Annotated in this window: 23 protein-coding genes; 6 read left to right on the top strand and 17 right to left on the bottom strand. The window is 70.0% G+C overall.

The genetic code is table 11. The annotated features are described in order from the left end of the window. Window positions 1-56: 56 nt before the first annotated feature. Window positions 57-986, bottom strand: a complete 930-nt coding sequence (locus tag AB0F91_RS17955; protein WP_360598646.1) for an aminoglycoside phosphotransferase family protein — start codon at window positions 984-986, stop codon at window positions 57-59. Further along, the gene (locus AB0F91_RS17950; protein ID WP_360598645.1) at window positions 946-2343 is read right to left on the bottom strand and encodes a helix-turn-helix transcriptional regulator; all 1398 of its coding nucleotides are present in this window, start codon (window positions 2341-2343) and stop codon (window positions 946-948) included. Before AB0F91_RS17950 ends, AB0F91_RS17955 begins: the two co-directional genes overlap by 41 nt. A gap of 318 nt (window positions 2344-2661) precedes the next feature. Between AB0F91_RS17950 and AB0F91_RS17945 the strand changes: the two genes are divergently transcribed. Beyond that, window positions 2662-3006 (top strand): hypothetical protein, encoded by a 345-nt coding sequence (locus tag AB0F91_RS17945; RefSeq protein WP_360598644.1) that lies wholly within the window; start codon window positions 2662-2664, stop codon window positions 3004-3006. 13 nt (window positions 3007-3019) lie between these two features. Next, window positions 3020-3424 carry a hypothetical protein gene (locus AB0F91_RS17940; protein WP_360598643.1) on the top strand — a complete coding sequence of 135 codons (405 nt, stop codon included), beginning with the start codon at window positions 3020-3022 and terminating at the stop codon, window positions 3422-3424. A gap of 327 nt (window positions 3425-3751) precedes the next feature. Here AB0F91_RS17940 and AB0F91_RS17935 read toward each other — a convergent pair whose 3' ends face one another. Both AB0F91_RS17935 and AB0F91_RS17930 read right to left on the bottom strand, forming a co-directional pair. Then, window positions 3752-5017, bottom strand: coding sequence for an MFS transporter (locus AB0F91_RS17935; protein WP_360598642.1), 1266 nt, complete (start codon window positions 5015-5017; stop codon window positions 3752-3754). After that, window positions 5010-6326 (bottom strand): GH1 family beta-glucosidase, encoded by a 1317-nt coding sequence (locus AB0F91_RS17930; protein ID WP_360598641.1) that lies wholly within the window; start codon window positions 6324-6326, stop codon window positions 5010-5012. The genes AB0F91_RS17935 and AB0F91_RS17930 overlap by 8 nt, the downstream gene beginning before the upstream one ends. Window positions 6327-6502: 176 nt before the next feature. On the opposite strand from AB0F91_RS17930, the gene AB0F91_RS17925 reads away from it, so the two are divergent. Next, window positions 6503-7129 carry a TetR family transcriptional regulator gene (locus tag AB0F91_RS17925; protein WP_220245489.1) on the top strand — a complete coding sequence of 209 codons (627 nt, stop codon included), beginning with the start codon at window positions 6503-6505 and terminating at the stop codon, window positions 7127-7129. Here the strand turns inward: AB0F91_RS17925 and AB0F91_RS17920 are convergent. After that, window positions 7102-8040, bottom strand: a complete 939-nt coding sequence (locus AB0F91_RS17920) for a MerR family transcriptional regulator (RefSeq protein ID WP_360598640.1) — start codon at window positions 8038-8040, stop codon at window positions 7102-7104. The two genes, AB0F91_RS17925 and AB0F91_RS17920, sit on opposite strands and share 28 nt — an antisense overlap. Window positions 8041-8483: 443 nt before the next feature. Here AB0F91_RS17920 and AB0F91_RS17915 point away from each other — a divergent pair, with 443 nt between their 5' ends. Next, window positions 8484-8726 carry a hypothetical protein gene (locus AB0F91_RS17915; RefSeq protein WP_360598639.1) on the top strand — a complete coding sequence of 81 codons (243 nt, stop codon included), beginning with the start codon at window positions 8484-8486 and terminating at the stop codon, window positions 8724-8726. A 189-nt stretch (window positions 8727-8915) separates the two neighbouring features. Here AB0F91_RS17915 and AB0F91_RS17910 read toward each other — a convergent pair whose 3' ends face one another. Then, window positions 8916-10103, bottom strand: a complete 1188-nt coding sequence (locus AB0F91_RS17910; protein ID WP_360598638.1) for an amino acid deaminase/aldolase — start codon at window positions 10101-10103, stop codon at window positions 8916-8918. Between the two features lie 102 nt (window positions 10104-10205). Here AB0F91_RS17910 and AB0F91_RS17905 point away from each other — a divergent pair, with 102 nt between their 5' ends. Then, on the top strand, window positions 10206-11510 hold the full coding sequence (locus tag AB0F91_RS17905; protein ID WP_360598637.1) for a D-arabinono-1,4-lactone oxidase: 1305 nt from the start codon (window positions 10206-10208) through the stop codon (window positions 11508-11510). A 14-nt stretch (window positions 11511-11524) separates the two neighbouring features. Here AB0F91_RS17905 and AB0F91_RS17900 read toward each other — a convergent pair whose 3' ends face one another. Genes AB0F91_RS17900 through AB0F91_RS17890 form a run of 3 tightly spaced genes read right to left on the bottom strand, consistent with a single transcriptional unit; the run spans window position 11525 to window position 13873 of the window. Further along, entirely contained in the window at window positions 11525-12484 is a 960-nt protein-coding gene (locus AB0F91_RS17900) for a ribose-phosphate pyrophosphokinase (RefSeq protein WP_360598636.1), read from the bottom strand. A gap of 43 nt (window positions 12485-12527) precedes the next feature. Then, complete coding sequence (locus AB0F91_RS17895) at window positions 12528-13178, bottom strand: NAD(P)H-binding protein (protein ID WP_360598635.1); 651 nt, start codon at window positions 13176-13178, stop codon at window positions 12528-12530. 41 nt (window positions 13179-13219) lie between these two features. Then, window positions 13220-13873, bottom strand: coding sequence for a hypothetical protein (locus AB0F91_RS17890; protein WP_360598634.1), 654 nt, complete (start codon window positions 13871-13873; stop codon window positions 13220-13222). Between the two features lie 432 nt (window positions 13874-14305). On the opposite strand from AB0F91_RS17890, the gene AB0F91_RS17885 reads away from it, so the two are divergent. Then, on the top strand, window positions 14306-15160 hold the full coding sequence (locus AB0F91_RS17885) for a CoA ester lyase (protein WP_360598633.1): 855 nt from the start codon (window positions 14306-14308) through the stop codon (window positions 15158-15160). Window positions 15161-15182: 22 nt separating this feature from the next. Here AB0F91_RS17885 and AB0F91_RS17880 read toward each other — a convergent pair whose 3' ends face one another. Genes AB0F91_RS17880 through AB0F91_RS17845 form a run of 8 tightly spaced genes read right to left on the bottom strand, consistent with a single transcriptional unit; the run spans window position 15183 to window position 23588 of the window. After that, window positions 15183-16565, bottom strand: a complete 1383-nt coding sequence (locus AB0F91_RS17880) for an amidase (protein ID WP_360598632.1) — start codon at window positions 16563-16565, stop codon at window positions 15183-15185. Between the two features lie 13 nt (window positions 16566-16578). After that, window positions 16579-17337: an SDR family NAD(P)-dependent oxidoreductase gene (locus AB0F91_RS17875; protein ID WP_360598631.1), complete on the bottom strand. Its 759-nt coding sequence runs from the start codon at window positions 17335-17337 to the stop codon at window positions 16579-16581. Further along, the gene (locus tag AB0F91_RS17870) at window positions 17334-18758 is read right to left on the bottom strand and encodes an aldehyde dehydrogenase family protein (RefSeq protein ID WP_360598630.1); all 1425 of its coding nucleotides are present in this window, start codon (window positions 18756-18758) and stop codon (window positions 17334-17336) included. The genes AB0F91_RS17875 and AB0F91_RS17870 overlap by 4 nt, the downstream gene beginning before the upstream one ends. Further along, window positions 18751-19533 carry an ATP-binding cassette domain-containing protein gene (locus AB0F91_RS17865; protein ID WP_360598629.1) on the bottom strand — a complete coding sequence of 261 codons (783 nt, stop codon included), beginning with the start codon at window positions 19531-19533 and terminating at the stop codon, window positions 18751-18753. Before AB0F91_RS17865 ends, AB0F91_RS17870 begins: the two co-directional genes overlap by 8 nt. Continuing rightward, window positions 19530-20330, bottom strand: coding sequence for an ABC transporter ATP-binding protein (locus AB0F91_RS17860; RefSeq protein WP_360598628.1), 801 nt, complete (start codon window positions 20328-20330; stop codon window positions 19530-19532). The genes AB0F91_RS17865 and AB0F91_RS17860 overlap by 4 nt, the downstream gene beginning before the upstream one ends. Beyond that, window positions 20327-21157 (bottom strand): ABC transporter permease, encoded by an 831-nt coding sequence (locus AB0F91_RS17855; RefSeq protein WP_360598627.1) that lies wholly within the window; start codon window positions 21155-21157, stop codon window positions 20327-20329. The genes AB0F91_RS17860 and AB0F91_RS17855 overlap by 4 nt, the downstream gene beginning before the upstream one ends. After that, window positions 21157-22101 (bottom strand): ABC transporter permease, encoded by a 945-nt coding sequence (locus tag AB0F91_RS17850; RefSeq protein ID WP_360598626.1) that lies wholly within the window; start codon window positions 22099-22101, stop codon window positions 21157-21159. The genes AB0F91_RS17855 and AB0F91_RS17850 overlap by 1 nt, the downstream gene beginning before the upstream one ends. Continuing rightward, a complete protein-coding gene (locus tag AB0F91_RS17845; protein WP_360598625.1) occupies window positions 22098-23588 on the bottom strand; it encodes an ABC transporter substrate-binding protein in 1491 nt (496 codons plus the stop codon). The genes AB0F91_RS17850 and AB0F91_RS17845 overlap by 4 nt, the downstream gene beginning before the upstream one ends. Between the last annotated feature and the right edge of the window lie 23 nt (window positions 23589-23611).

The raw sequence follows: 23611 nt of genomic DNA, 5'->3' as shown, positions 1-23611 counted from the left end.
TCAGGCGTCGAATGCACGTGCAGCAGCTCATGAATGTGGCGCGGGCCACTGTCCGTTCACCGGTAGCGAGTCCAGCGGGCAGCGGTGCGACCGTGGCGCAGGTCGTCGAGCCGGCGGTGCAGCTCGGACCTGACCTGCGGGTTGCTGCGCAAGATCGGCAGCACGCTGGTGGTGAGCTTGAGCTCCCGCACGGCCCGCAGCACGGAGAACCCGCGCCAAGCGGTCACGTCGAAGCCGTACGCCCGGCAGAACTCCTGGTAGCCACCCGGGGCGTCCCCGAACCGCTCGCGGCCGACAGCCAGCGGCGTGAGGTCCCACTCCGGCGGCCCGACGCAGGAAGAGTCGAAATCGCACAGCACCGGACCACCGGGGCCGGGGATCACGTTGCCCGGGTAAGCGTCGCCGTGGACGAAGCCCCTGGCCAGCGGGAACTCCAGCTCGGCGAGCTGGGCCGCGACGGCCGCGCAGCGCTCCAGCAGGAACTCGCGGTCGCCGTCGGACAGCTCCTCGGCGTCCGACACGCGGGCGCGCACCGCGTCGAACGGCGCCCACTCGGCGAGCCCTTCGGGCGGCGGCAGTGCGTGAACGCGGCGCAGCAGCCCGGCCAGGTCCGCAGGGGTCGGCGCCGGCCCGACGGACGGCACCTCGTGCCACACCGTGACCAGGTGCGATCCGGCGGACAGCGGCTGCTCGACCCCCTCGATCAAGCGGATCGCGGGGATGCCGTGACGCGCGAAGTGCTCGGCGACCCGCACGACCGTGCCGACCCGGTGGCGCAGCCGCGTGGAGCCGACGATCCGCACCACGACCGGGGCCGTGGCCAGTGCGTACACGGCGTTGTTGGTGAAGCGCAGCAGGCGCGCACCGGCCGGATCCAGGCCCAGCCGGGCGCAGGTGTCGGCCAGCGCCCCCCGTAGCTTTTCGGGCGTGAACCGGCCGCCGGCCTCAGGCGGCGTAGAAGATCTTGAGCCGGTCGGCGAGGTCACGGGCGTCACCGTTGTTGCGCCGACGCTCGGCCTCCACCTGCAGCGGGCGCAGGCGGTCCTTCACGCGCTCCGACTTGATGCTCTCGGCGTAGTCGATGGCCTTGCTGCCCACTTTGGCGCCGTGGTCGAGGTCGCCGTCGAGCAGGTGGTTGGTGGCCAGCGCGCTGAGCATGAACGTCTTGCTGCGCGCCATGTCGTCGGTGTAGGAGTCGACGGCCCTCGTCAGGGCCGGGATGGCGTACTTGGTGTGCTCGGGGTTCTTCTGCGCCAGCACGGTGTGCACGGTGCCGGTCATCGCGTAGACGTCGGTCTCGTTGAAGAACTTCACCCACGACTCGGCGTTGGCGATGTCGGCACGCGCGAACTCGTCCTTGCTGCGGCCGAGCAGCTTGGTGGCCTGCTCCTCGTTGCCCATCATCGCGTAGGCCCAGGCCTCGTTGGCGCAGAGCACCGCGACCGCGAGCTCGGAACCCGACTCCTGTGCGGCGATCTGGCCGAGCTGGAAGAGCTTCAGCGCGTCGTTGGGGGCGTCGTTGTGCAGGTAGACGCGGCCCATGCGGTAGAGGACGTTGGCGACGAGCGGGTGGCTGTCACCCTGTTTGGCCAGGTCGAGCGCGTTGGCGAAGTGGCCGCGGGCGGAATCCATCAGGCCGGTGTCGAACGAGGTCCAGCCGGCGAGGCTGTGCAGGTCGGCGAGCGCCACGAACAGGCGCTGCTTCACCGCCTCGGTCGCGGTGGACTCGAGCATCTGCTGGCCCCAGGACAGCTGGGCCACCACGGCGTCGCGACAGAACCCGCCGCCGTACTGGTAGTCGAGCGCGCGCAGCGCCCTCGTCGCAGCCTCCACCTGGCGGACGTCGGTCGTCCCGATGCGCCCGGGAGCGGGCGTGCGCGCCGGCGCCGACGACCACGTCCCGGATTCCGAACCGAACACCGCCGCACCCATCGTGACCTGGGCGGCGTGCGCGAGGAACCTCCGTCGCTTCACGGACTCGTCCTCCTCAGCCTGCCGGCCGTCGGACGAACCGACGACCCGTATCGCCGTGGTCTCGTCGTACGCGAGACCCATGTATCCACGGGGGACACCCAGGCCGTCGGCGATTCTCGTGAGCACGTCGTAGGCCATGACCTGGCGACCCTTGAGGATCTCCGACACCTCGGACTGCGACTGGCCGGTCATCGCGGCGATCTGGCGCTGTGAGACACCGTGCTTGCGCAACAGGCGGTACACCGCGCTGACCTCCCGGGCCGCCAGCGCCGAGCGCATCTCCGGCTGTTCCCAGGCATCGGGCGGGACCGGGCTGCCCTGACGGGCATCGGTACCACCGGAAACACTGTCGCCAGCACTGGCGTCCATAACGACCCCTCACCGTCCGTTGGGCGTCGGAAGCAGACTAAGCACACCTCGAGAAGCATGTGAAACGAGCAGACAGTGTGTCTGATCGGCCCGGCTGAACTCCACTGACCGCTTACCGTGGAACCTCGCCCGGTCACCGCTATGACGCGGTTTCGACCTTCTATCGCACTCGGTTTCACTTCACTGTAGTTGTCAGATCTCCGTCACCGCCCGGACACCGGTAGCGATCACGGAGAGCGACGAAGACCGGGAGACCGGCGACCACGCGGATGTGCATCTCGCAAGGTGCACACGGGACGAGAGAGCGGTGGAGGGCCAGTGGAGTTCGTTGACTCGCTCGCAGGAGGACATGCCGGGACCGCGATGCGGCCCTTGCGACCTGCCCCGGGCATGCCAGGAGTCGCGACCGCCACCCGGCCGGTCACCCCCTCCGCCGTGGCCGACCCCCGCACCGCGGGTGTCCGTCACTACGAAGGCGGACAGCTGGTGTGGCGTGTGCAGTGCGGCGACCTCATCAGCCGCGAGCGCGCGGTGACGGTGTTCGTGGAAAACGACCAGGTCGTCGTCGTTTCGCCTCCCGGTGAGACCGCTCGCCTGACATCCGGTCAGCTCGGCCAGCTCAGGGCCGCTCTCAACGAAGCCGCCAAAATGGCGGAAAGGTAACGGTGAGCTCTCCATGGATCAGGTACTCGGGCAGGTCCTCCGCAACGCGGTCTGGGAACGCCTCGACATGCTGTCCGACCTGGCGACCCGCGCCGACGCCCAGTCGCTCGTCTCGGTGGCCCGCTCCGAACTGCCGCGCCTGACCGAAGGCTGGCGGGCGATGCTGCAGGCTCACGAGCCCGACGAGCGCGGTGACTGCCCCACGTGCTCCACCCGGTGGCACCGCTGCAAGGCGCCCTGCTCGGTGTGGCAGGTGGCGCACGAGCACCTCGTCGCCGGCGGCCTCGCGCCGCAGGCCCGCACGCAGGACGAGGGCCGCGCGAGCCGTCGCCGCGTCCCGAACCAGGCGCGGCGCGCGACGCCCGCCGAAACCACCGGCCGCCACGCGCTGGTGAACCCCCGGGCCGTCACGGCCTGATCCCGAGCAGGCGAGCGAGCGCCGGACCCGACTGCCCCGGTGGGACCGGCACTCTCGCCGTGGCCGCGGGCTGGCTCGTCCGTCCCCCCGAGCGAGGCGAACCAGCCCCGGTACCCCAGCCCCACCGCGATTAATCGAAAATTATCACCACAGGCCTAGCGAACCGTGAAATCCGCCGCTAGGTTGAAGATCATCGCAGCTGGGCCAACCCCCTGGCTACGACCACAAACTCCGCGGGCCGGTGCCGTTGCACTCCCCTCCCCCGACCGGCACCGGCCCGCGGTTCCACTTCCCGGAGTTATCGGGTTTGCCCGATTACCACTCTGATTACCGCACGGCTTTCACTCGCGTGACGAGCACACCCGCGAAGACCGTCGCCAGCGCCGCAGCCCCGAACAGCGCCGGGTAGCCGCCGAGGAACTTGAGGATCAGCGTCGTCAGCAGCGGTGCCACGACCTGGGGCAGCGAACCGGCGATGTTCACCACGCCGAGGTCCTTCGCCCGGTTCTGTGCGACCGGCAGCACCTGCGTGAGCATCGCCAGCGCCACGGCCATGTAGACGCCGAACCCGATGCCCAGCAGCGGCGACGCGATCAGCGCGGCCGGCCACGTCTGCCACACCACCAGCAGCAGGGCGGCGACCGCCATCACGGCCGAGGACGCCAAGACGTACGGCTTGCGGCGGCCCGACTTGTCGGAGAAGTGCCCGGCCAGCACGGCGCCGATTACCAGCGCCACGCCGTAGAGGCCCATCATGATGAGCAGCCCGTCTTCCGGCGAGGGGTAGTGCACGGCATCCTTGAGGAAGAACAGCAGGAAGAGCGTGCCGAACGCGTTGCCCAGGTTGATCATGAAGTGACAGCCCCAGGCCCACGCGAAGTCCGGGTGCTTGCGCGGCGACACCCAGAGGTCCTTGAGGAACCGCCGGAATCGGGTGCTGGGCCGGAAGTCCAGGGGCAGGCGCGCGTCGGGCGTGCGGAACACGAACGCGCCGGCCCCGCCGAGCACGATCACCGCGCACACCGCGTACCCCAGCGGCAGGCCCGCCACGTCGAGCATCACCACGACCACGACGGCGCCGAGCACCGTGCCGAGCATCTGCGCGATGCCGACGAGCCCGCCGACCTGCGCACGCTGCCCGACGGGGACGCAGTCGGCGATGCCGCACATGAGCGTGGCGCCGAGCATGCCGTTGAGCCCGGCCTGCACGAGGCACCAGCCGATGGTCATCACGACGACGTCGGGCGCCTCGGCCAGCACCAGCAGCCCGGCCGCGCCGAGGACCGCGCCCAGGACGGTCCACGGGTGGCGGCGGCCGAACCGTGAGACCGTGCGGTCGGACAGGAGGCCGACCAGCGGGTTCGCGACGAGCGCCACCGCTGCGCCGACGCCCGTGACCACGCCGAACACGGTTTCCTTGTTCGCCGCGTCGAGCAGCTCGGCCTGCTGCGGCAGCAGGACCTGGATCGGCGCGTAGATCCCGAGCCACATCGCGATGTTGGCGAAGAACAGCAGGCTCATCCAGCCCGGCCGCACGCGCGCGACGGGTTCGGCCAGCGCTGCCGGAAGCCGGTTGGTGGTCGTGTCACTCATGGCGGACCAGCTTTCGGTACCAGGCGAAGGAGTCCTTCGGTGTGCGGCGCTGAGTCTCGTAGTCCACGTGCACGAGTCCGAAGCGGGGTGCGTAGCCCTTGGACCATTCGAAGTTGTCGAGCAGGGACCAGACGAAGTAGCCGCGCACGTCGACGCCGGCGTTCATCGCTTCGCGCAGGGCCCGGAGGTGGCCGTCGAGGAAGTCGATGCGTTCGGGGTCGTGGACCTGGCCGTCGGCGGCGGGTGCGTCGGCGAAGCTGCAGCCGTTCTCGGTGATGTAAACGGGTGGGAGGTGCTCGCGGTAGCGGTCCTGGAAGGACACCAGCAGCTCGCGCAGGCCCTGCGGCACGATCGGCGAGGCGTTGGTGGTCACCGGGTAACCCTCGACCGGGCGCAGCTCGAACGGAAGGGGGTTCCCCTCTCCGGGTGCCGCGACGCCCTGGGGCTCGTAGTAGTTCACACCGTAGAAGTCGAGCGGCTGGTGGATGGTGGGCAGGTCTTTTTCGAAGCCCGCGGGCAGGTGCGGGTGAATCTGCTCGGGATAGCTACCGAGCAGGACCGGGTCGGCGAAGGTGCGGTTGAGGAGGGCGTCGAGCCAGGTCTTGGCGGCTTCGGCGCTTTCGCCGGCGGGCCAGATGGGCGAGTGGTTGTTGGCCGTGCCGATGCTCTCGGCGCCCGCGGCCCGCAGCGCCTGGGTGGCGAGGCCGTGGGCGAGGTTCTGGTGGTGGGCCGTCGGGAGGGCGTCGAGCAGGAGGAACTGGCCGGGCGCGTACTCGCCGATGCCGTAGCCGTAGATCGACATGACCATGGGCTCGTTGAGCGGGATCCACAGCTTCACCCGGTCGGCGAAGCGCTCGCCGAGGATGGCGGCGTACTCGGCGAAGTGGTGCGCGGTGTCGCGGTTGAGCCAGCCGCCGTCGTCTTCGAGCGCCTGGGGCGTGTCCCAGTGGTACAGCGTGACGGCGGGCGCGATGCCGGCGGCGCAGACGTCGTCGATGAGCTTGTCGTAGAAGGCGAGGCCCTCGGTGTTGGCTTTGCCGGTGCCGGTCGGCTGGATGCGCGGCCAGGCGATGGACATCCGGTAGGCGCCCACACCGAGTTCCGCCATCAGGGCGATGTCTTCGGAGTAGCGGTGGTAGTGGTCCGCCGCTACCTTGGCGTCCTCACCGCGGGCGATCTTGCCGTCGGTCGCGGTGAAGGTGTCCCAGATGGACTGTCCGCGGCCGGCTTCGGCCGTGGCGCCTTCGATCTGGAACGCCGAGGTCGAGACACCCCACAGGAATTCGGGCGGGAAGGTCGGATAGTCCACCGGCGGAACACACCTTTCTCATCCGGCCACCCGGTCGGGTGAACGTGAAAAGTTCTCATATGCTAGGTCGTCACTCGTCCAGGGGAAAGCCCGCAAGGGCGCTAAAGTCCCAGATCAGACGAGTGCTTCCGCCGGCACCGGCGGAACAGGGAAGCGAGAAGGACCGAGGAACGACAGTGTCCGAGACCCAGGCGGAGACCACTCCGCTCCGGCGCAAGCCCGTGCAGCAGCGCAGCGCCAAGCGCGTGGAGCAGATGCTCGACGCCAGCGCGCAGCTCATCGACGAGCTCGGCTACGACGCGCTGACGACCACGCTGATCGCCAAACGCGCGAACGTCGCGGTGGGCTCGCTGTACCAGTTCTTCCCCGACAAGCGGGCCGTCGTCCAGGCGCTGACGCAGCGCAACCTGGAGCGCTTCGTGGCCGCCGTGAACGAGCGGCTGAAGGAGCTCAACCCCGAGCACTGGTGGAACATCGTCGACTCCGTGCTCGACATCTACCTGCGGATGCACCGCGAGGTCCCCGGGTTTTCCAAGGTCCACTTCGGTGACGTCATCGACGTCCAGCTCCTCGACGAGGAGCGCGACAACAACTCCGTGATCGTCGACTCGCTGGTGGACATCCTGCGCGTACAGGTCGACCGGCCGGCGGACGAGCTGCGTTTCGCCATCGCGATCGCCAACGAGACCGCGGACGCGCTCCTGAAGCTGGCGTTCCGGCGGGATCCGCAGGGCGACGAGCGGATCGTGGCGGAGGCGAAACACGTGGTGAAGGGCTACTTGGCGAGCAAGTTCGGCGAGTGATGGCGGGTGGCTTTTTCGAACCACTCGAGGGCCGGGACGAGCGGGGTTGGTTCGGCCCAGCCGTTGATGGCGGCCAGTAGCCGGAGGTAGTGGTCTCGGCGGGGGTCTTTGGCCTGGTTGATGCGGGCCAGGTCTGCCGCGGTCGGGTTGATGTGGTGGAGGGCTTCGGCGCCGTCTGGTCCGGCAGGGTCGGTTTCGGGGTTGATTCCGGCGACTGCGGCGAGGACGTCTTTCGCTGGGCGCTGGGGGCGGGCTTGGGCGGCGGCCAGGTTGTGGAGTGTGGTGCGGAAGCCCGCGTCTTGCGTGAGCTCGGCCAGCTCGACCCAGGCGTCGACCTGCTCGGGGGTGGGGTCGTCGGGCAGCTCCGGGGTGAGGGTGCGTCTGATGCCCGCCAGCTGCGCGGCCAATCCGCCGAAGACCTCGTCGAGGAACTCACCGACGAGCTTCCGCCGCTCCCCTGCCGACATCGCGGCCAGCTCATGCACCATCTCGACCTCCTCCCAACCGACCCCGTTGCGCGCGACGGCCAGCAGAACCGCGCGCCGCAGCTGGAGCACCTTGATCCGGGCTTGGATCGCCTCAGCCTCTGCGGCCGCGACGTCGCTCAGCTCAGCTTCTCGCCCGACGACGGCTCGAATGGTCTTCAGCCCGACGCCGAGCGCTCTCAAACTCCGGACCAAGCCGAGCCGCGCTGTGGCATCCGGGCGATACTGCCGACGTCCGGCTGAATCCCGACCGGACGGGGGAACGAGCCCGAGGTCGGAGTAGTAGCGGACCGCTTTGACCGACAGCTTGGCTCGCCGGGCCAGCTCGCCGATTGAGAGAAGTTCGTCGTCTTCCACGGTGCCCAGCGTGCCTGCTCCCCTTGTGGGAGGTGCAAGATTTTTGGTTTGTCCACAGGAGTTGTTCACAACTCGTGTCCCCTGTGGACAACTCGGCCGTTGAGGCCTTCGTGCGACTTTCCGCAAGTAGAATGGGATCGGGGCGTCCTCCCGTGGTGGGCGGGGGTTTGACTGCGCCGGGGTGGGCAGGCAGCAAGATTGTTGCTGGGGTCGTTCGGAGGCGCTGCGGGCGGAGTCTGGCGGAGGAAACGTCGGCGTGACGCCGAGCGGAGGGCGCGGCCGACGTGGTGCCGGGCGGCTCCCCCGCGACGCTAAGTAGACGCACGGCCAGCGCGGCGCCAGGCGGAGAAAGTTGCCGCACTCGGCGGAGGGCGCGGCCGACGCCCCGCCAGGCGACTTCCACACGGCGGGCGACAGGTCGAAGCGCAGCCGACACGATGCCGGGCCGAGGAAGGCACGGCGCTGGGCGCAGGAAGTCGGCGCGAGCCGGCGGCAGCCGAAGTAACGCGGGGGTGAGTACGAAAGCGGTGGGGGTGGCTGTGCTGTTCGTGAGGTTTCAGAGCACGACGCGGAACAAGCGGGGCGGGTACACCGGCGTGTTCGGCTTGGTGAACGGACTCGCGAAGGCGGGCCGGCTGTCCGAGGAGCAGGAAGCGTTCCGGCGGGCCTCGAATGATTGGTGCGACGCCAACTTCCTCAACCCGGCCAAGGTGGATCCCGCGGTGTACGAGCAGCTCGGCGCGGCGGCGTGGTGACCAGTCGCCGACGGGCACCTCGTCCGGCGACTCGTCGGATCCGTTCAAGGTCGGCGCGGAGGAGTCCGTCTCGCGGTTGCGGGGGCATCTGAACATCCGCGAGACGCACGGGATGGGGTGCGAGCGCGTCAAGTCGTCAGAGCCGGGGCTGGTGGCGTACGAGGACGAGTTCCAGGTCGTGGTGGTGCCTCAGCCGAAGTTCTGGTGTTCCCCGCGGTAGGTCGGGACCGTGCGGTCCAGTTGGTCGCCGCGGACGAGGTGGTAGGCGTCGAAGCGTTCGGCGAGTTCGCCGGCCTTGGCGTGGCGCAGCCAGACGCGGTCGCCCAGCCGCAAGGCACGGGCGGCGGGGCCGGTGACCGGGGTTTGGACCTCGCCGGCGCCTTCGAAGCCGAGGAGTTTCAGGCCGGCCGGGAGGTACGGCGAGGGGACGCGCGAGCCGCCCGCGGGGCCGGAGGCGATATAGCCGCCGGCGAACAGCGTCGCGACGTCGCGGGCCGGCCGGCGGACGACGGGCAGTGCGAAGAGCGCGGCGGGGCGCGGGTGGAAGCGGGAGTAGCCGTCGAACAACGTCGGCGCGACGAGGCCTGAGCCGGCGGCGATTTCGGTGACGGCGGGTTCCGCGCCGGTCGTCTCGATGCTGCCGGTGCCGCCGCCGTTGACGAACTCGAGGTCGGCGATGTCGCGCACGGCACGGACGACGGCGCCGCGGCGGCGCGAGATCTCAGCGGCCGAGCGGCGCTGCATCCAGCCGATCACGGAGTTGGACACGCCGCTGCCGGCCGCGTCGGCGAGGCCGGCGATCTGGCCTTCGTACGCCATCAGTCCATTGAGCACGAAGCCTGGCCGCGCGGCGATTTCGCGGGCGAAGGACACGGCTTGTTTCACGGTGAACACCGGCGACCGCCGCGTGCCGACGTGGACGCCGGGCAGCGGGCGCCACGACGCATCCAGCTCGAGGCACACGCGGATGTCCGGGTGGCCGTGGCCGAGGGCGGCGTCGACGAGGTCCAGGTGCTCGGTGGAATCCACCATGATCGTGATGGCCGCGCGCGCTTCGTCCGACGCGGCGAGGCGACGCAGCGCCTCGTGGTCGGCCGGCGGGTAGGCCACGACGATGTCGCGCGTCGTGCCCTGCTCCACGTGCCACACGGCCTCGGCGAGCGAGTAGCACATCAGGCCCTCGAAGCCGTCTCGCGCGAGCACGCGCTCCAGCAGGTACCGGCACCGGACCGACTTGCTGACCACCCGGATCGGTTTGCCGGCGGCACGACGCAGGAGGTCGTCGGCGTTCGCGTCGAACGCGTCGAGGTCGACGATCGCGAAGGGCGGATCGAGGTCCTTCGTCGCGAGGTCGTAGCCGTTCGGAGAGGTGGTCACGGACTTACGGTACGACAACAACACTTGAAACGCGAATCTCATTCACTTACTGTTCCACCAACTAACGTAAGGACACTCAGCTCAGCGACGACAAGGTGCGCGATGACTCCGTGGAGCAACTGGGCCGGCACCGCCAAGGCCTCCCCGCAACGGGTGCACCGGCCCCGCAGCACGGCCGAGATCGCCGACGTGGTGAGCGGCATCGCCGACGCCGGGCGCCGCGTGCGGCCGTGGGGCAGCGGCCACTCCTTCACGGCCATCGCCGTCGCCGAGAGCGACGCGCTGGACCTCACGCGCTGGACCGGCATCGAGACGGCCGACCTCGAAACCTGCCGCGTGTCCGTGCGCGCCGGAACCACGATCAAGCAGCTCAACGCCGAACTCGACGGCCTCGGCCTGGCCATGACGAACCTCGGCGACATCGACGCACAGACCATCGCCGGCGCGATCTCCACCGGCACCCACGGCACCGGCGCGCGCTTCGGCGGCATCTCGGCGCAGATCGCCGCGCTGCAGCTCGTGCTCGCGGACGGCTCCGTCGTCACCTGTTCCGCCGACGAGCGCCCGGAACTGTTCAACGCCGCCCGCGTCGGTCTCGGCGCCCTCGGCGTGATCACCACCGTCACCCTGCAGTGTGAACCCTCGTTCGTGTTGACCGCGCAGGAACGGCCCGAACCGCTGGAGCAGGTACTCGAGGGCTTCGACGAGTTCGCCGCCGCGTGCGACCACTTCGAGTTCTACTGGTTCCCCTACGGCAAGAACGCCCTGGTCAAGCGCAACAACCGGCAGCCACTCGGCACTGTTCGCAAGCCGCTGTCGCGGGTGCGGCAGTTCGTGGACTACGAGCTCACGGAGAACGTCGCGTTCAGCGGCATCTGCCGGCTCGGCCGCGCCCTGCCGAAGCTCGTGCAGCCGCTCGGCGGGTTCGCCGCGCAGGTGCTTTCGGCGCGCGAGTACAGCGATCTCTCGCACCGCGTGTTCGTGACCCACCGCGGCGTGCGGTTCGTGGAGTCCGAATACGCGGTTCCCCGTGAATCACTGCTCGACGTGCTCGCCGAGCTGCGGGCGCTCGTGCCGCGGCTCGAGAACCCGGTGATGTTCCCCGTCGAAGTGCGCGTGGCCGCGGCCGACGACATCTGGCTGTCCACGGCGAACGGCCGCGACTCGGCCTACATCGCCATCCACCAGTTCGTCGGCATGCCCTACCGCGAGTACTTCGCGGGGTTCGAGGCGATCGTCGCGCAGGTCGGCGGCCGGCCGCATTGGGGCAAGATGCACGACCTCGACGCCCACACCCTGCGCACGCGCTACCCGCACTTCGACGATTTCTTACGCGTGCGCAAGGAGTGTGATCCGGCCGGCACGTTCACCAACACGTACCTGGACCGGGTGCTCGGCTCGGTTTGATCGAACCGGTTCGGTCAGATCGGCTCGAACAGCGAGCTGACCGACTCACCGTTGTGGATCCGCCGCATCGCCTCGGCCATCGCCGGGGCGATCGAAAGGATCTTCAGCTTCTCGCTGCGCTCCTCCACGGCGACCGGCACAGTGTTCGTGCAGACGATCTCCAGCACGTCCTCCTGGCTGCCGATCCGGTCGATCGCCTTGTCGGCGAACAACCCGTGGGTACAGGCAACTCGGATCGTGCGCGGCTTCAGCTCCCGCAGTCGGTCGAGCAGCTCCAGCACGGTGCTGCCGCGCGCGATCTCATCGTCGAGCACGATCACGTCGCGGCCGGTGATGTCGCCGATCACCGACGTGATCTCCACCCGGTCGTCGGCGTAGCGCTGCTTCGTGCCCGACGCGACGCGCGCGCCGAGCAGTCGCGCGAAGTGCGCCGCCTCCTTCGCGTTGCCCAGGTCGGGCGAGACGACGGTGGCGTTGGACAGGTCGTACTGCCGGAAGTGCCGGGCCAGCTCGTGCAGCGCGTGCAGGTGGTCGACGGGCACCGAGAAGAAGCCGTGGACCTGCGGCGAGTGCAACGTCATCGCGAGCACGCGGTCGGCGCCGGCGGTGACCATGAGGTCGGCCACGAGTCGGCCGCCGATGGAGATGCGTGGCGCGTCCTTCTTGTCCGAGCGCGCGTACGCGTAGTGCGGAATCACCACAGAGATCCGGGCCGCCGATGCGCCGCGGGCCGCGTCGAGCATCAGCAGCAGCTCCACCAGGTGCTCCTGCACCGGCTTCACCAGCGGCTGGATGATGAAGACGTCGCGCTCGCGGCAGTTGGCCTGCAACTGCACCTGGAGGCAGTCGTTGGCGAAGCGTTCGAATTGCACCGGGAGCAGCGGCACCCCGAGGTGGGCGCAGATCTCCGCCGCGAGTTCAGGATGAGCGCTACCGCTGAAAACCGCGATGTCCCGCAAGGAAGGATTCCCCATCTCTGTGGTCCGGTGGGTACGGATCCAATCCTAGAGGTGCAGGTCAGAGCGCCGAGATCGCGTCTGCGATCGTGTCCTCACCGGAGATCAGCTCCAGCGTGCGGCGCGCGGTGGCCGGCGCGTCGAGCAGGGCTACGACCACGGCGGCCACGTCTTCCCGCGGCACGGCGGCGCGGCCGGTCTTGGGGGCGATCTTGACGTTGCCGGTGCCGGAGTCGTTGGTCAGCGCGCCGGGACGCAGGATCGTCCAGTCGAGGTCGCGGGCCTTCAGATCTTCCTCCGCGGCGGCCTTCGCGTGCAGGTAGGCGCGGAAAACCGGGTCGAGGTCCGGCGCGTCGGGATTGTCGGCGCCCATGGAGCCGATCTGGATGAACCGCCGGACGCCCGCGTTCTGGGCCGCCTCGGCGAAGAGCGCGGCGGCCGCGCGGTCGACGGTGTCCTTGCGCGCCTCGCCACTGCCCGGCCCGGCGCCCGCGGCGAACACCGCCGCGTCGGCACCGCGGAGCACCTCGGCGACCGCGTCCACATCGGACTGCTCTAGGTCGAGCACCACGGTCTCGGCGCCGGCCGCGAGCAGGTCGCCTTCGTGATCGGGGTTGCGCACGATCCCGACGGGCTGATCACCCCGCTCGGAAAGCAGCTTCTCGAGGCGAAGGGCGATCTGACCGTGTCCACCGGCAATGACGACTCGCATGTCCGCGAGGGTAGCCGGATCGGGACGGCCGCGCCGGGTGGTCAGTCGACGTCGGCAGGGACTTCGGCGGTGCGCAGCAGCAGGTCGTAGGCCATTTCGTTGACCCAGCGCGACACGGGATCCTCGGCGAGGAGGATGCGCTCGGTGCGGCCTTCGAGGTCGAGGTCGACCTGGGCGTGGGGGTCGGCGGTGGCGATGCCGAGACCGTACGCGCGAGCGCGCGGCAGGCAGTTCGCCACGTAGTCTTCCGTCAGTACGGCAGGCGATGGGAGAACCATCGCGGCCTCGCCGTAACGTGCGAACGGAACCGCGGAGGCCATCGCGGTCCGCCAGTGCCGTGCGACCGCGAGGACGCCGATGATCTCGGCGGCCGGCGCGGGTGCGGTCGCGGCCAGCTCTGGCCAGGTCCAGGTGTCGACGGTGGCGCGATCGGCGACGGGACCGACACCCATCGCGATCCGCTCCGCGTGCACATCGGTCCGAAGCCGGGCGACGATGCTGACCTTGCGGCCGAGCAGGGTCGCCTCGGGCAGCACAATGCCGTTCCAGCCCAGAAGGGCCGCGGCCTTGCGCGCCAGCTCGTCGACGCTCGCGGGGAGCTCGATCGGCGGCACCACCCGGCTCGGCATCGACCGGCTGCGCTTCGCGCCACCGGCGACCGTCGAGCGCTCGGTGTTCTGAGGTGTAGCCGCCACGAGTCCGCCTCCTTCAACAACCTGTACCCCTGTGTGCCTTGTGAAACGGGCACATGACTTGAGTACCAGTGCGGCGGCACGGGGTCTTCACGTTGCCCGAGTGGCTGCGATCGGCGGCGCTCAGCGGTCGGTGACCGGTCGGTAGGCGGTCGGCGGACTTCGGCCCGACGGTGCCGCCAAGCGAGTGAGCCGGAGATGAGTGGTGTTACGGACCGCCTACGACCGACTACCCGCAGCCGGAAACTCCGACCCGGCAAGAGTCCAGGAGCGTTGCGCCATTCGGCGCAACCGCGCCGTGTTCCACAGTGGACGTCGCAGGTAGGAGGGGGTCACCCGGTTGGCGGTGACCTTCGCCGCAGCGGTGTCACACTGGCCCGGATTAGGGTTGGCGACCGTCGATTCCCGTCGAGTTCTGTCGCGTGAGGAGCGAGCATGACGCAGATCCGGCCCCGCCGATCGGTGCTCTACCTGCCGGGCGCCAACGAACGCGCGCTCGAGAAGGCCAAGACCCTGCCGGCCGACGCGCTCGTCCTCGACCTCGAGGACGCCGTCGCGCCGGACGCGAAGGAAGCCGCGCGCGAGCGGGTGTGCGCCGCGCTGGGGAGCTACGGGACGCGCGAGGTGGCCATCCGCGTCAACGGCCTCGACACCGAATGGCACGACGCCGACCTGCGTGCCGCCGCCTCCGCCGGCCCCACCGCCGTGGTCGTGCCGAAGGTGAACTCGGCGAGCGAGGTGCACAACATCGAGCGCGCCCTGGAGCTCGGTGGCGCGCACGAGGACACGAAGATCTGGGCGATGCTGGAGACGCCCGTCGCGATCCTTCACGCGGAGGAGATCGCCGCCGCGTCCTCGCGGCTGACGGTGCTGGTGATGGGGACGAACGACCTGGCGAAGGAGCTGCACGCCGCCTTCGTCCCGGGCCGTGGCCCGCTGCTGACCGCGTTGTCGACGGCCGTCCTCGCCGCCCGCGCGACGGGCAAGGTCATCCTCGACGGCGTCTACAACAACGTGAAGGACGCCTCGGGTTTCGAGGCCGAATGCCGCCAGGGCCGCGACTTCGGTTTCGACGGCAAGACGCTGATCCACCCGTCGCAGCTGGAGCCGTGCAACCGGATCTTCGCCCCGTCCCCCGCCGAGGTCGACCACGCGCGCCGCGTGATCGCGGCCTTCGACGAGGCCCGCGCGGCCGGCCGGGGTGTGGTGACGGTGGACGGGCGGATGATCGAGAACCTCCACGTGGAGGAAGCGCAGCGGGTGCTGGCGCTGGCGGAGGCGGTCGGCTGAGTCCCGGGTGGCCGGTCCGTCCTCAGCTGACCGGCCAGGGGCGCTGCTCCGGGCGCAGCTGTTCGTACACGGCGGCAGCCCGGAGGACGGCCAGGTCCGCGAAGCGGGGACCCGCGATCTGCAGGCCGATCGGGGTGCCGTCGGTGGTGTAGCCGCAGTTGAGGGCGACGGCGGGCTGGCCGGACATGTTGTAGGGCACCGTGAAGGGGATGTGTTCGAAGGGGCGCGCGGGGTCGTTGGTCGGGGAAGCGGCGTCGAAGGCCGGGGCGGAGACCGCGCAGACCGGGGAGAGGACGACGTCATAGGCGGAGGTGGCTTGCAGCGCCGCGGTGCTGATGCGGTCGATGCAGGCGAAGCCGCGGTAGGTGTCGAGGGCGGAAACCGAAGCGGCGGCGCCGGCCCAGCTGGCGATGTAGGGCAGGACGCGGGCGCGGCGGTCCTCGGAGAGGGCGAGCAGGTCGGACCAGGCGCGGACGCGCCAGAAGACGTCGAGGCCGTCGAGGAGCTCGCGGGTGAGGAAGGGGCCGACCGGGGAGACCTCGGCGCCGGCGGCTTCGAAGAGGGCTGCGGCGGCGGTGACGGCGGCGGTGATCTCCGGGTCGACGGGGAGGCCGACGCCGGGATCGAGGTGGAGGCCGACGCGGAGGCCACGCACCGAGGCCTCCAGTGCGGTCCAGTCGAGGGTGGCCGGCGGGAGGCTGAGGTGGTCGCGGGCGTCAGGGGCGGACAAGACACCCATCAGCAGCGCGGTGTCGGCGACGGTCCTGGTCAGCGGGCCCGCAACGCGGCCGAGGAACGGTGGGTCCACCGGCACGCGGCCGAAGCTCGGCTTCAGGCCGACCAGGCCGCACCAGCCGGCGGGCAGGCGGATGGAGCCGCCGATGTCGGTGCCGACGTGGAGGGGGCCGTAGCCCGCCGCGGCGGCCGCGGCGGCGCCGGCGCTGGAGCCGCCCGGGGTGCGCGAGAGGTCCCACGGGTTGCGGGTGGCGGTGTGGAAGCTCGAAAGGCCGGAGGTGAGCATGCCGTAGTCGGGCATGGTCGTCTTGGCCAGCAGCACGGCGCCGGACTCGCGGACGCGCGCGGCGGCGGGGGCGTCGGCCGAGGCCGGCGTGAGGGCGGTCGCGGCGGTGCCGAGCGGGACGGGCGTGCCGCGGGTGGCGATGTTTTCTTTCAGCGTCAAGGGAACGCCGTCGATCGGGCCCAGCGGCTCGCCGGCGTGCCAGCGAGCTTCGGACTGCTTTGCCGCGGAGCGCGCTGAAGCCGCGTCGTAGGCGTACAGGGCGTGCAGCCGCGGCTCGCTCGCCTCGATGCGGGTGAGGACGGCCTCGGTCGCCTCGACGGGCGACACCGTGCCCGCGCGGTAGCCCGCGACCAGGTCCACCGCGGTCAGATCGGCCAGCTCCATCGTTACCTCCGATTCACGAAGCGGGTGGTTCGAAACGCCCGTCGACGGCGGTCCAGCCCCCGTCGACGGCGAGCACGGAGCCCGTGACGAACGTCGAAGCGTCCGAAGCGAGGTACACCACGGCGCCGGCCAGCTCGTCGGCGCGCGCCCAGCGGCCGAGGGCGCCCTTGGTGGCGTAGGCGTCGTACCAGCCTGGATTCTGCTTGATCTGCGCCGTGAGCGGGGTTTCGACGACACCCGGCGCGATGGCATTCACGCGGACGCCCGAGGGCCCGAACTCCGCGGCGGCAGTGCGGAAGAGCTGCACGAGGCCGGCTTTTGTCGCGGAGTAAGGGCCTTGGCCCGGCTCGACGGTCGTGCCGCGGATCGAGGAGAACCCGATGATGCTGCCCCGCCCGCGCGCGACCATCGGGCCGCCGAACGCGCGCACCACCTCGAACGCGACACCGAGGTTCAGCTCGACGACGCGGTCGAACTCCTCGCGGGTGTAGTCGAGAAGACGTTTGCGGACGTTGACGCCGGCGGTGAGGACGACGGTGTCGAGCTCGCCCAGGTCCGCGGCCGCCTTTTCGACGGCGCCCGGTTGGAGGAGGTCGATCTCGTACGCCTCGGCCACGCCCGTCTCACGCGCGGCGGCGACGTCGCGGTCGGCGCAGATCACGTGGGCACCGTGCGCCGCCAACGCGCGAGCGGCTTCGCGGCCGATGCCGCTGCCGCCACCCAGGACTACGGCGCGGCGGCCGTCGAGGCGGAAAAGGTTTTCGTAGTTCACGGGCGCAGCACCGCCATCCTCGTCACGGTCAGTTCTTCCACGGCGAAGCGGGGGCCCTCGCGGCCGATGCCGGAGTCCTTGACGCCGCCGTAGGGCATGGTGTCGGAGCGGAAGCCGGGGACCTCGTTCACGACTACGCCGCCGACGTCGAGCTCGTCGAGAGCGCGGAAGGCAGTGTTGAGGGAGCGGCTGTAGACGCTTGCGTGGAGGCCGTAGCGGGAGGCGTTGACGGCTTCGAAGGCCGAGTCCACATCGGACACCGTGCGGAAGCAGACCACGGGGCCGAAGATTTCCTCGTCCCAGCATTCGACGCCGTCGGGCACGTCGGCCAAGACCGTCGGTTCCAGGGCGCCGTCGACGAGCGAGCCGCCGGACAGCACCCGCGCGCCGGCGGCGGTCGCTTTGTCGACCCACTCGACGACGCGGTCAGTGGAGCGGGAGTCGATCAGTTTGGACACGCGGGTGGTGTCCGAGCGCGGGTCGCCGACGACGACCTCGGCGAGACGGGCCAGCACCTTCGCCGTGAATTCCGTGGCCACCGAAGTGACGACGAGCACCCGCTGCACCGAGATGCACGCCTGGCCGGACGCGTAGAAGCCGCCGCGCAGCACGGCGTCGGCCGCCGCGTCGAGATCGGCGTCTTCAGCGACAACCAGTGCCGCGTTCGAGCCCAGCTCCAGCAAGGTCTTGGTCGGCGCGGCGTCGCGGGCGATCTGGTGGCCGACGGCGGCCGAGCCGGTGAACGACACCGCGCCGACGCGGCGGTCGGTGACCAGCGCGGACCCGACCGAGGCGTCACCCGTGACCAGCTGCACCATGGCCGGGATGGGTGCCGCCGAGCGGACGAGGTGGACCAGCCACAGCGTGGCCAACGGCGTCTGCGGAGCGGGCTTCACCACCACCGGGCAGCCGGCCGCGATGGCCGGCGCGATCTTGTGCGACGCCAGCAGCACCGGGTAGTTGAACCCGGCGATCCCGACGACCACGCCGATCGGCTTGCGTTTCCAGAAGCCGACGAGGCCGTCACCCGAAGGGAGCAGGTCCAGGGGCACGGTTTCGCCGTGCAGGCGGGAGACCTCTTCGGCCGCGGCTTCCCAGGTCACGATCGTGCGCGCGACCTCGACCCGGCAGTCGGCCAGCGGTTTTCCGGTTTCGAGGACCAGGAGCTGTTCGAACTCCGCACGATGAGTCCGCAACGCAGCGGCCACGTCGTTCAGCAGCTGTCGCCGCGTCCGCGAAGGAAGAGCGGCGACCTCGCGTGCGACAGCCACCGCCTCGTCGATCGCGCGAGTCGCCAAGGTGGGCGTGCCGACCGGAGCGGAACCGATCACACTGCCGTCATAGGGGAAAACCACGTCCGAAGTGTCTGAAGTAGACACCCAGCCGGAGCCGATCGGCAGTCCCTCGGGGTAGTCAGGCATTTTCCGCGCTCCCTCCACTCAGCCGGGCCAGCTCGGCGCGCAGGTTAGGCGCGGCCGCCAGCAGTTCCCGGGTGTACTCGTGCTGCGGCGTCTCGTAGACGTCCTCGACGGCGCCGATCTCCACGATCTCCCCGCGCCGCATCACGGCGACGCGGTCGCACACGTGCCGCACCACGCCGAGGTCGTGGGAGACGAAAACGAGCGTCAGCGAGAACTCCGCCACCAGGCGCGCCAGCAGGTCGAGGATCTGGGCGCGCACGGATACGTCCAGGGCGCTCACCGGTTCGTCGGCCAGCAGCACGCTCGGGTTCGGTGCCAGCGCGCGAGCGATGGAGATGCGCTGCCGCTGGCCGCCGGAAAACTGGTGCGGGTAGCGCGAAGCGGCTTCGGCGGGCAGGCCGACGGCTTCCAGCAACGAGGCCACCCGTTCCGGCGAACGGCGGCCCAACGGTTCGGAAATGATGTCCCGCACCCGCATCCGCGGGTCGAGCGACCCCATCGGGTCCTGGAAGACGATTTGCATCGACGACCGCAGGAACCCCAGCTTCCGCTCCGGCACGTTGTCGATCCGCCGCCCGGCAAAGGAAACCGTGCCCGACGTCGGCCGGTCCAGCGCGGCGAGCAGCCGCACCAAAGTCGATTTGCCCGACCCGGACTCACCGACGATGCCGAACCGCTGACCGGCGTCGACGTCGAAGCTCACGCCGCGAAGCGCCTCGACATCCCGGCGGGCGTACCGTCGGGTGAGGTTCCGGACCTCGATCACCGGACTCATCGGGACGCCCCGTCCTCTGGGGCGGAGCCCCAGGCCCCAGCCGGGGGGCGAGCCCCCCTGGACTCCCCGAGAGCCTCGAGGTCCGAAGCCGCCAACAGAGCCTTCGTGTACTCGTGCTGCGGCGTGGTCAACACCGCACGCGTCGACCCGCGCTCCACGATCTCGCCGTCCAGCATCACCAGCACCCGCTCGCACACCGACGCCACCACCGCCAGATCGTGCGTGATGAACAGCAACGCTGCGTCCTCAGCCAAGGAGCCCTTGATCAACGAAAGGATCTGCGCCTGCACCGTCACGTCCAGCGCCGTCGTCGGCTCGTCGCAGATCAGCAGCGACGGCTCGTTGGCCAGCGCCATCGCCAGCACCACGCGCTGCCGTTGCCCGCCTGAAAGCTGGTGCGGATAGGCCCGCGCGGTGCCCGGCAGCCCGACCGCCGCCAGCAGCTCGTCGGCCGGACGCCCCCGCCGGCCGTGCACCCGGAACGGCTCCGTCACCTGCCGGCCCACCCGCATCGCCGGGTTCAGCGCCGTCATCGGCTCCTGGAACACCATCGACAACCCGTTGCCCCGCAGCCGAGACAGCTCACGTTCGGACGCGCCCAGCAGCTCGCGATCGTTCAACCGCACCGAACCCGTCGCCCGCAGCTCGTCCGGCAGCAGCCCCATGATCGACAGCGCCGTGAGCGACTTCCCCGACCCCGACTCGCCGATCAGCCCGACGCGTTCGCCCGCGCCGAGGAAGAACGACACGTCGCGCACCAGGTCAGCGACGCGCAGGCCTTCCACCATGAGAGTCATGCCCGGGCCGCCAATCGTGGGTCGAGCCGGTCGCGCAGCCCGTCGCCCAGCAGGTTGAACCCGAGTACCGCCACCGCGATCGCGACGCCCGGCACCAGCGCGAGCCGCGGGTGGACGGTCAGCAGTTCCTGCGACTCCTGCAGCATCCGGCCCCACGACGGCGTCGGCGGCCGCGTGCCGAAGCCGAGGAACGACAGCGCCGCCTCGGCCAGCACAGCGATCGCGAACGACACCGAGGACTGCACGATCAGCAGGCCCGAGATGTTCGGCAGCACGTGGCGCACGGCAATGTTCCAGCGTGAGCGCCCGGCCGCGCGCGCCGCGAGCACGAACTCGCTGCTGCCCACCTGCAACGTCCCCGACCTCGCGATCCGCGCGAACGAGGGGATGGTCGCGATGCCGATGGCGATCATCGCCGTCAGCGTGTCGGCGCCGAACACCGCGCCGAACATGATCGCCAGCAGCAGCGCGGGAAACGCGAGCACCAGGTCGTTCACGCGCAGCACGAACTCGCCCAGCCACCGCGGCGCCAGCCCCGCCAGCACACCGAGCGGCGTGCCGATCACCGCGGCGATGCCGACGGCCACCACACCGACGTACAGCGTGGTGCGCGCGCCGACCATGATCTGGCTGAACACGTCGCGGCCGAACTTGTCGGTGCCGAACAGGTGCTCGGCCGAGAAACCCAGCAGCTTGTCGGCCGCGTTGACCTGCACCGGGTCGTACGGCGTCCACACGAACGACACCAGCGCGGCCAGCACGACGAGCGCCACCAGCACCGCGCCGAGCACGAAACTGCGGTTTCGCACCGGAGTGAGCGTGGTCATCACGAACCCCGCAATCTCGGGTCGAGCACCGTGTAGAGCACGTCCACGACGAAGTTCACCAGCAGCACCCCCGCCACGAGCACCAGCACGATTCCCTGCACCGTCAGCAGATCCCGCGACGACACGGCGTCGAGCAGCATGCTGCCCAGGCCCGGCAGCACGAACACGCGCTCAACCACCACGGCGCCGATCAGCAGCGTCGCGAGCTGCAAGCCGAGCACGGTGACCACGGGCACCGACGCGTTGCGCAACCCGTGGCGCCGCAATGCCTGCGCCGGCAACAGGCCCTTCGACCGGGCCGTGCGCAAATAGTCTTGTCCGAGCGTGTCGAGCACGGCCGAGCGGACGTAGCGCGTGAGCACCGCGCCCTGCACCAGCCCCAGCGACAACGCCGGCAGGATCAACCCGCGCACGAACTGGCCCGCGTCCTGGTCCGGCGGCGTCCACCCGCCGCTGGGCAGCCACCGCAGCTGCACCGCAAAGATCTGCACCAGGATGATCCCGGCGAGGAACGCGGGAATCGCCACCCCGATCTGCGACAGGCCGGAAACCGTGGCCCCGCTGGGTTTGCGGTGCCGCACGGCCGCGAACATCCCCACCGGCACCGCGATCACCAGCGCCACGACCATGCCCGCACCGACCAGCCACAACGTCACACCGAGCCGGTCGAGCAGCTGCGGGCCTATGGCCTCGCGGGTGACGTACGAGCGGCCGAAGTCGCCGTGCAGCACGCCTCCGATCCAGCTGAAGTACTGCGTGACGAGCGCACGGTCGATGCCGAACTCCGCGCGCGTCTTCGCCAGCAGCTCCGGCGTCGCGTTGACGCCGAGCGCGACCTGCGCCGGATCGCCCGGCAGCACGGCCATGAACAGGAACACCACGATCGACGCGACGAACAGGCTGACCACGAGGATCGCCACGCGCCGGAGCACTCTCCCGGTCATGCCGGCCTCAATCCCGTGAGGTCGAACGACTCGCTGACCTGATTCTTCGCGAAACCGGTGACCTTGTTCTTCGCCACGATCACGTTGGGGTAGAGGAACAACCAGTCGGCCGCGGCGTCGGTGTTGAGCTGCCGCGCCACCTGCTTCATGTCGGCGACCTGCTGCTGCGGGGTGCCGCTGTCGGCCTCGACCAGCAGCTGCTGCACGCGCGGGTTGTCATAACCCCAGTAGTACGTGGGTTTCCCGAACGTCGTGATGTCACGGGCTTCCACGTGCTGGATGATCGACAGGTCGTAGTCGTGGTCGGTGAACACCTGCTTGAGCCACACGGCCGGGAAGTCGAGCGGCTCGATCGTGGTCCGCACACCGACGTCGGCCAGCTGCGACTGCACCACCTGCGCGGCCGACACGGCATACGGCAGGTTCGGGATCCGCAGCCGCAGGTTGAGGTTCTTCACCCCTGCCTCTGCGAGCAGTTGCTTCGCCTTCGCCGGGTCGTACGGGTAGACGCCGGAAAGATCCTTGTACCACGGATCCGTGGGCGGGACCATGCTGCCGATCAGGGTGCCGCGGCCGTTGAACACGAGATCCAGCACGGCTTTCCGGTCGATCGCGTACGTCAGGGCCTGGCGCACGCGCGGGTCGTTCAGCGGGGCGTGCTTGTTGTTGAACGCGAGCGTGACCTCGCTGTTGGTCGTGCCCTGCAGCACGGTGAAGCGGTCGTCGCCCTGGAACTGCGGGATCGAGTCGGCCGAGGTGAGCGAGGAGATCACGTCGATGCCGTTGCTGAGCAGGGCGTTGTTCAGCGCGGTCGGGTCGGCGATGTACTTGAGCACCACCGTGGAGTACGCCGGTTTGCGGCCCCAGTACGCCGGGTTCTCCTTGAGCACGATGGAGTCCCCCCGCCGGCGCGACGCGACCTCGTACGGCCCGGTGCCCACGGGTTTGTTCGCCAGATCGGCCACGCCGGTCCGGCTGAACATCGCGCCGAGGCGGCTGGTGAGGCTGAACAGCCAGCCGTTGCTGGGTTTCGACAGCACCACGCGCGCGTGATCGGGCGAGACGACGTCCACGTGCTCGACCACGTCCATCGCCGACTTGATCGAGATCGTCCAGTCGGTCTTCACGCGCAACAGGGAGAACTTCACGTCCGCGGCGGTGAACGGCGCGCCGTTGCTGAACTTGACGCCCGGCTGCAGCTGGAAGTCGTAGGTCAACCGGTCGGGGCTCACGGTCCACGACTTGGCGAGCAGCGGCACGATCCGGCCCTGCGCGTCGAGCTTCACCAAGCCCTCGTACACGTTGTACAGCAAGGCCTGCGGGATGGCGGAGCCGTCGGCGTGGGTGAAGTCGAAGTTCGCGGGCTCGGCCGTGAAGCCCACCGACAGCGTGTCGGGACCGCTCGACACGCTCGCGCTGGAGCCGGCCGAGCAGGCGGACGCCGCGAGCAGCACCGCCAGCGCCGCGAGGTGGAGCCGGGCTCTCATTCAGCCTCCTGTGACGGGCCCTC

It is taken from the genome of Amycolatopsis sp. NPDC023774, from assembly GCF_040639695.1.
In the GTDB taxonomy this organism is placed as follows: domain Bacteria; phylum Actinomycetota; class Actinomycetes; order Mycobacteriales; family Pseudonocardiaceae; genus Amycolatopsis.
This window is presented reverse-complemented; position numbering and strand designations above follow the sequence as displayed.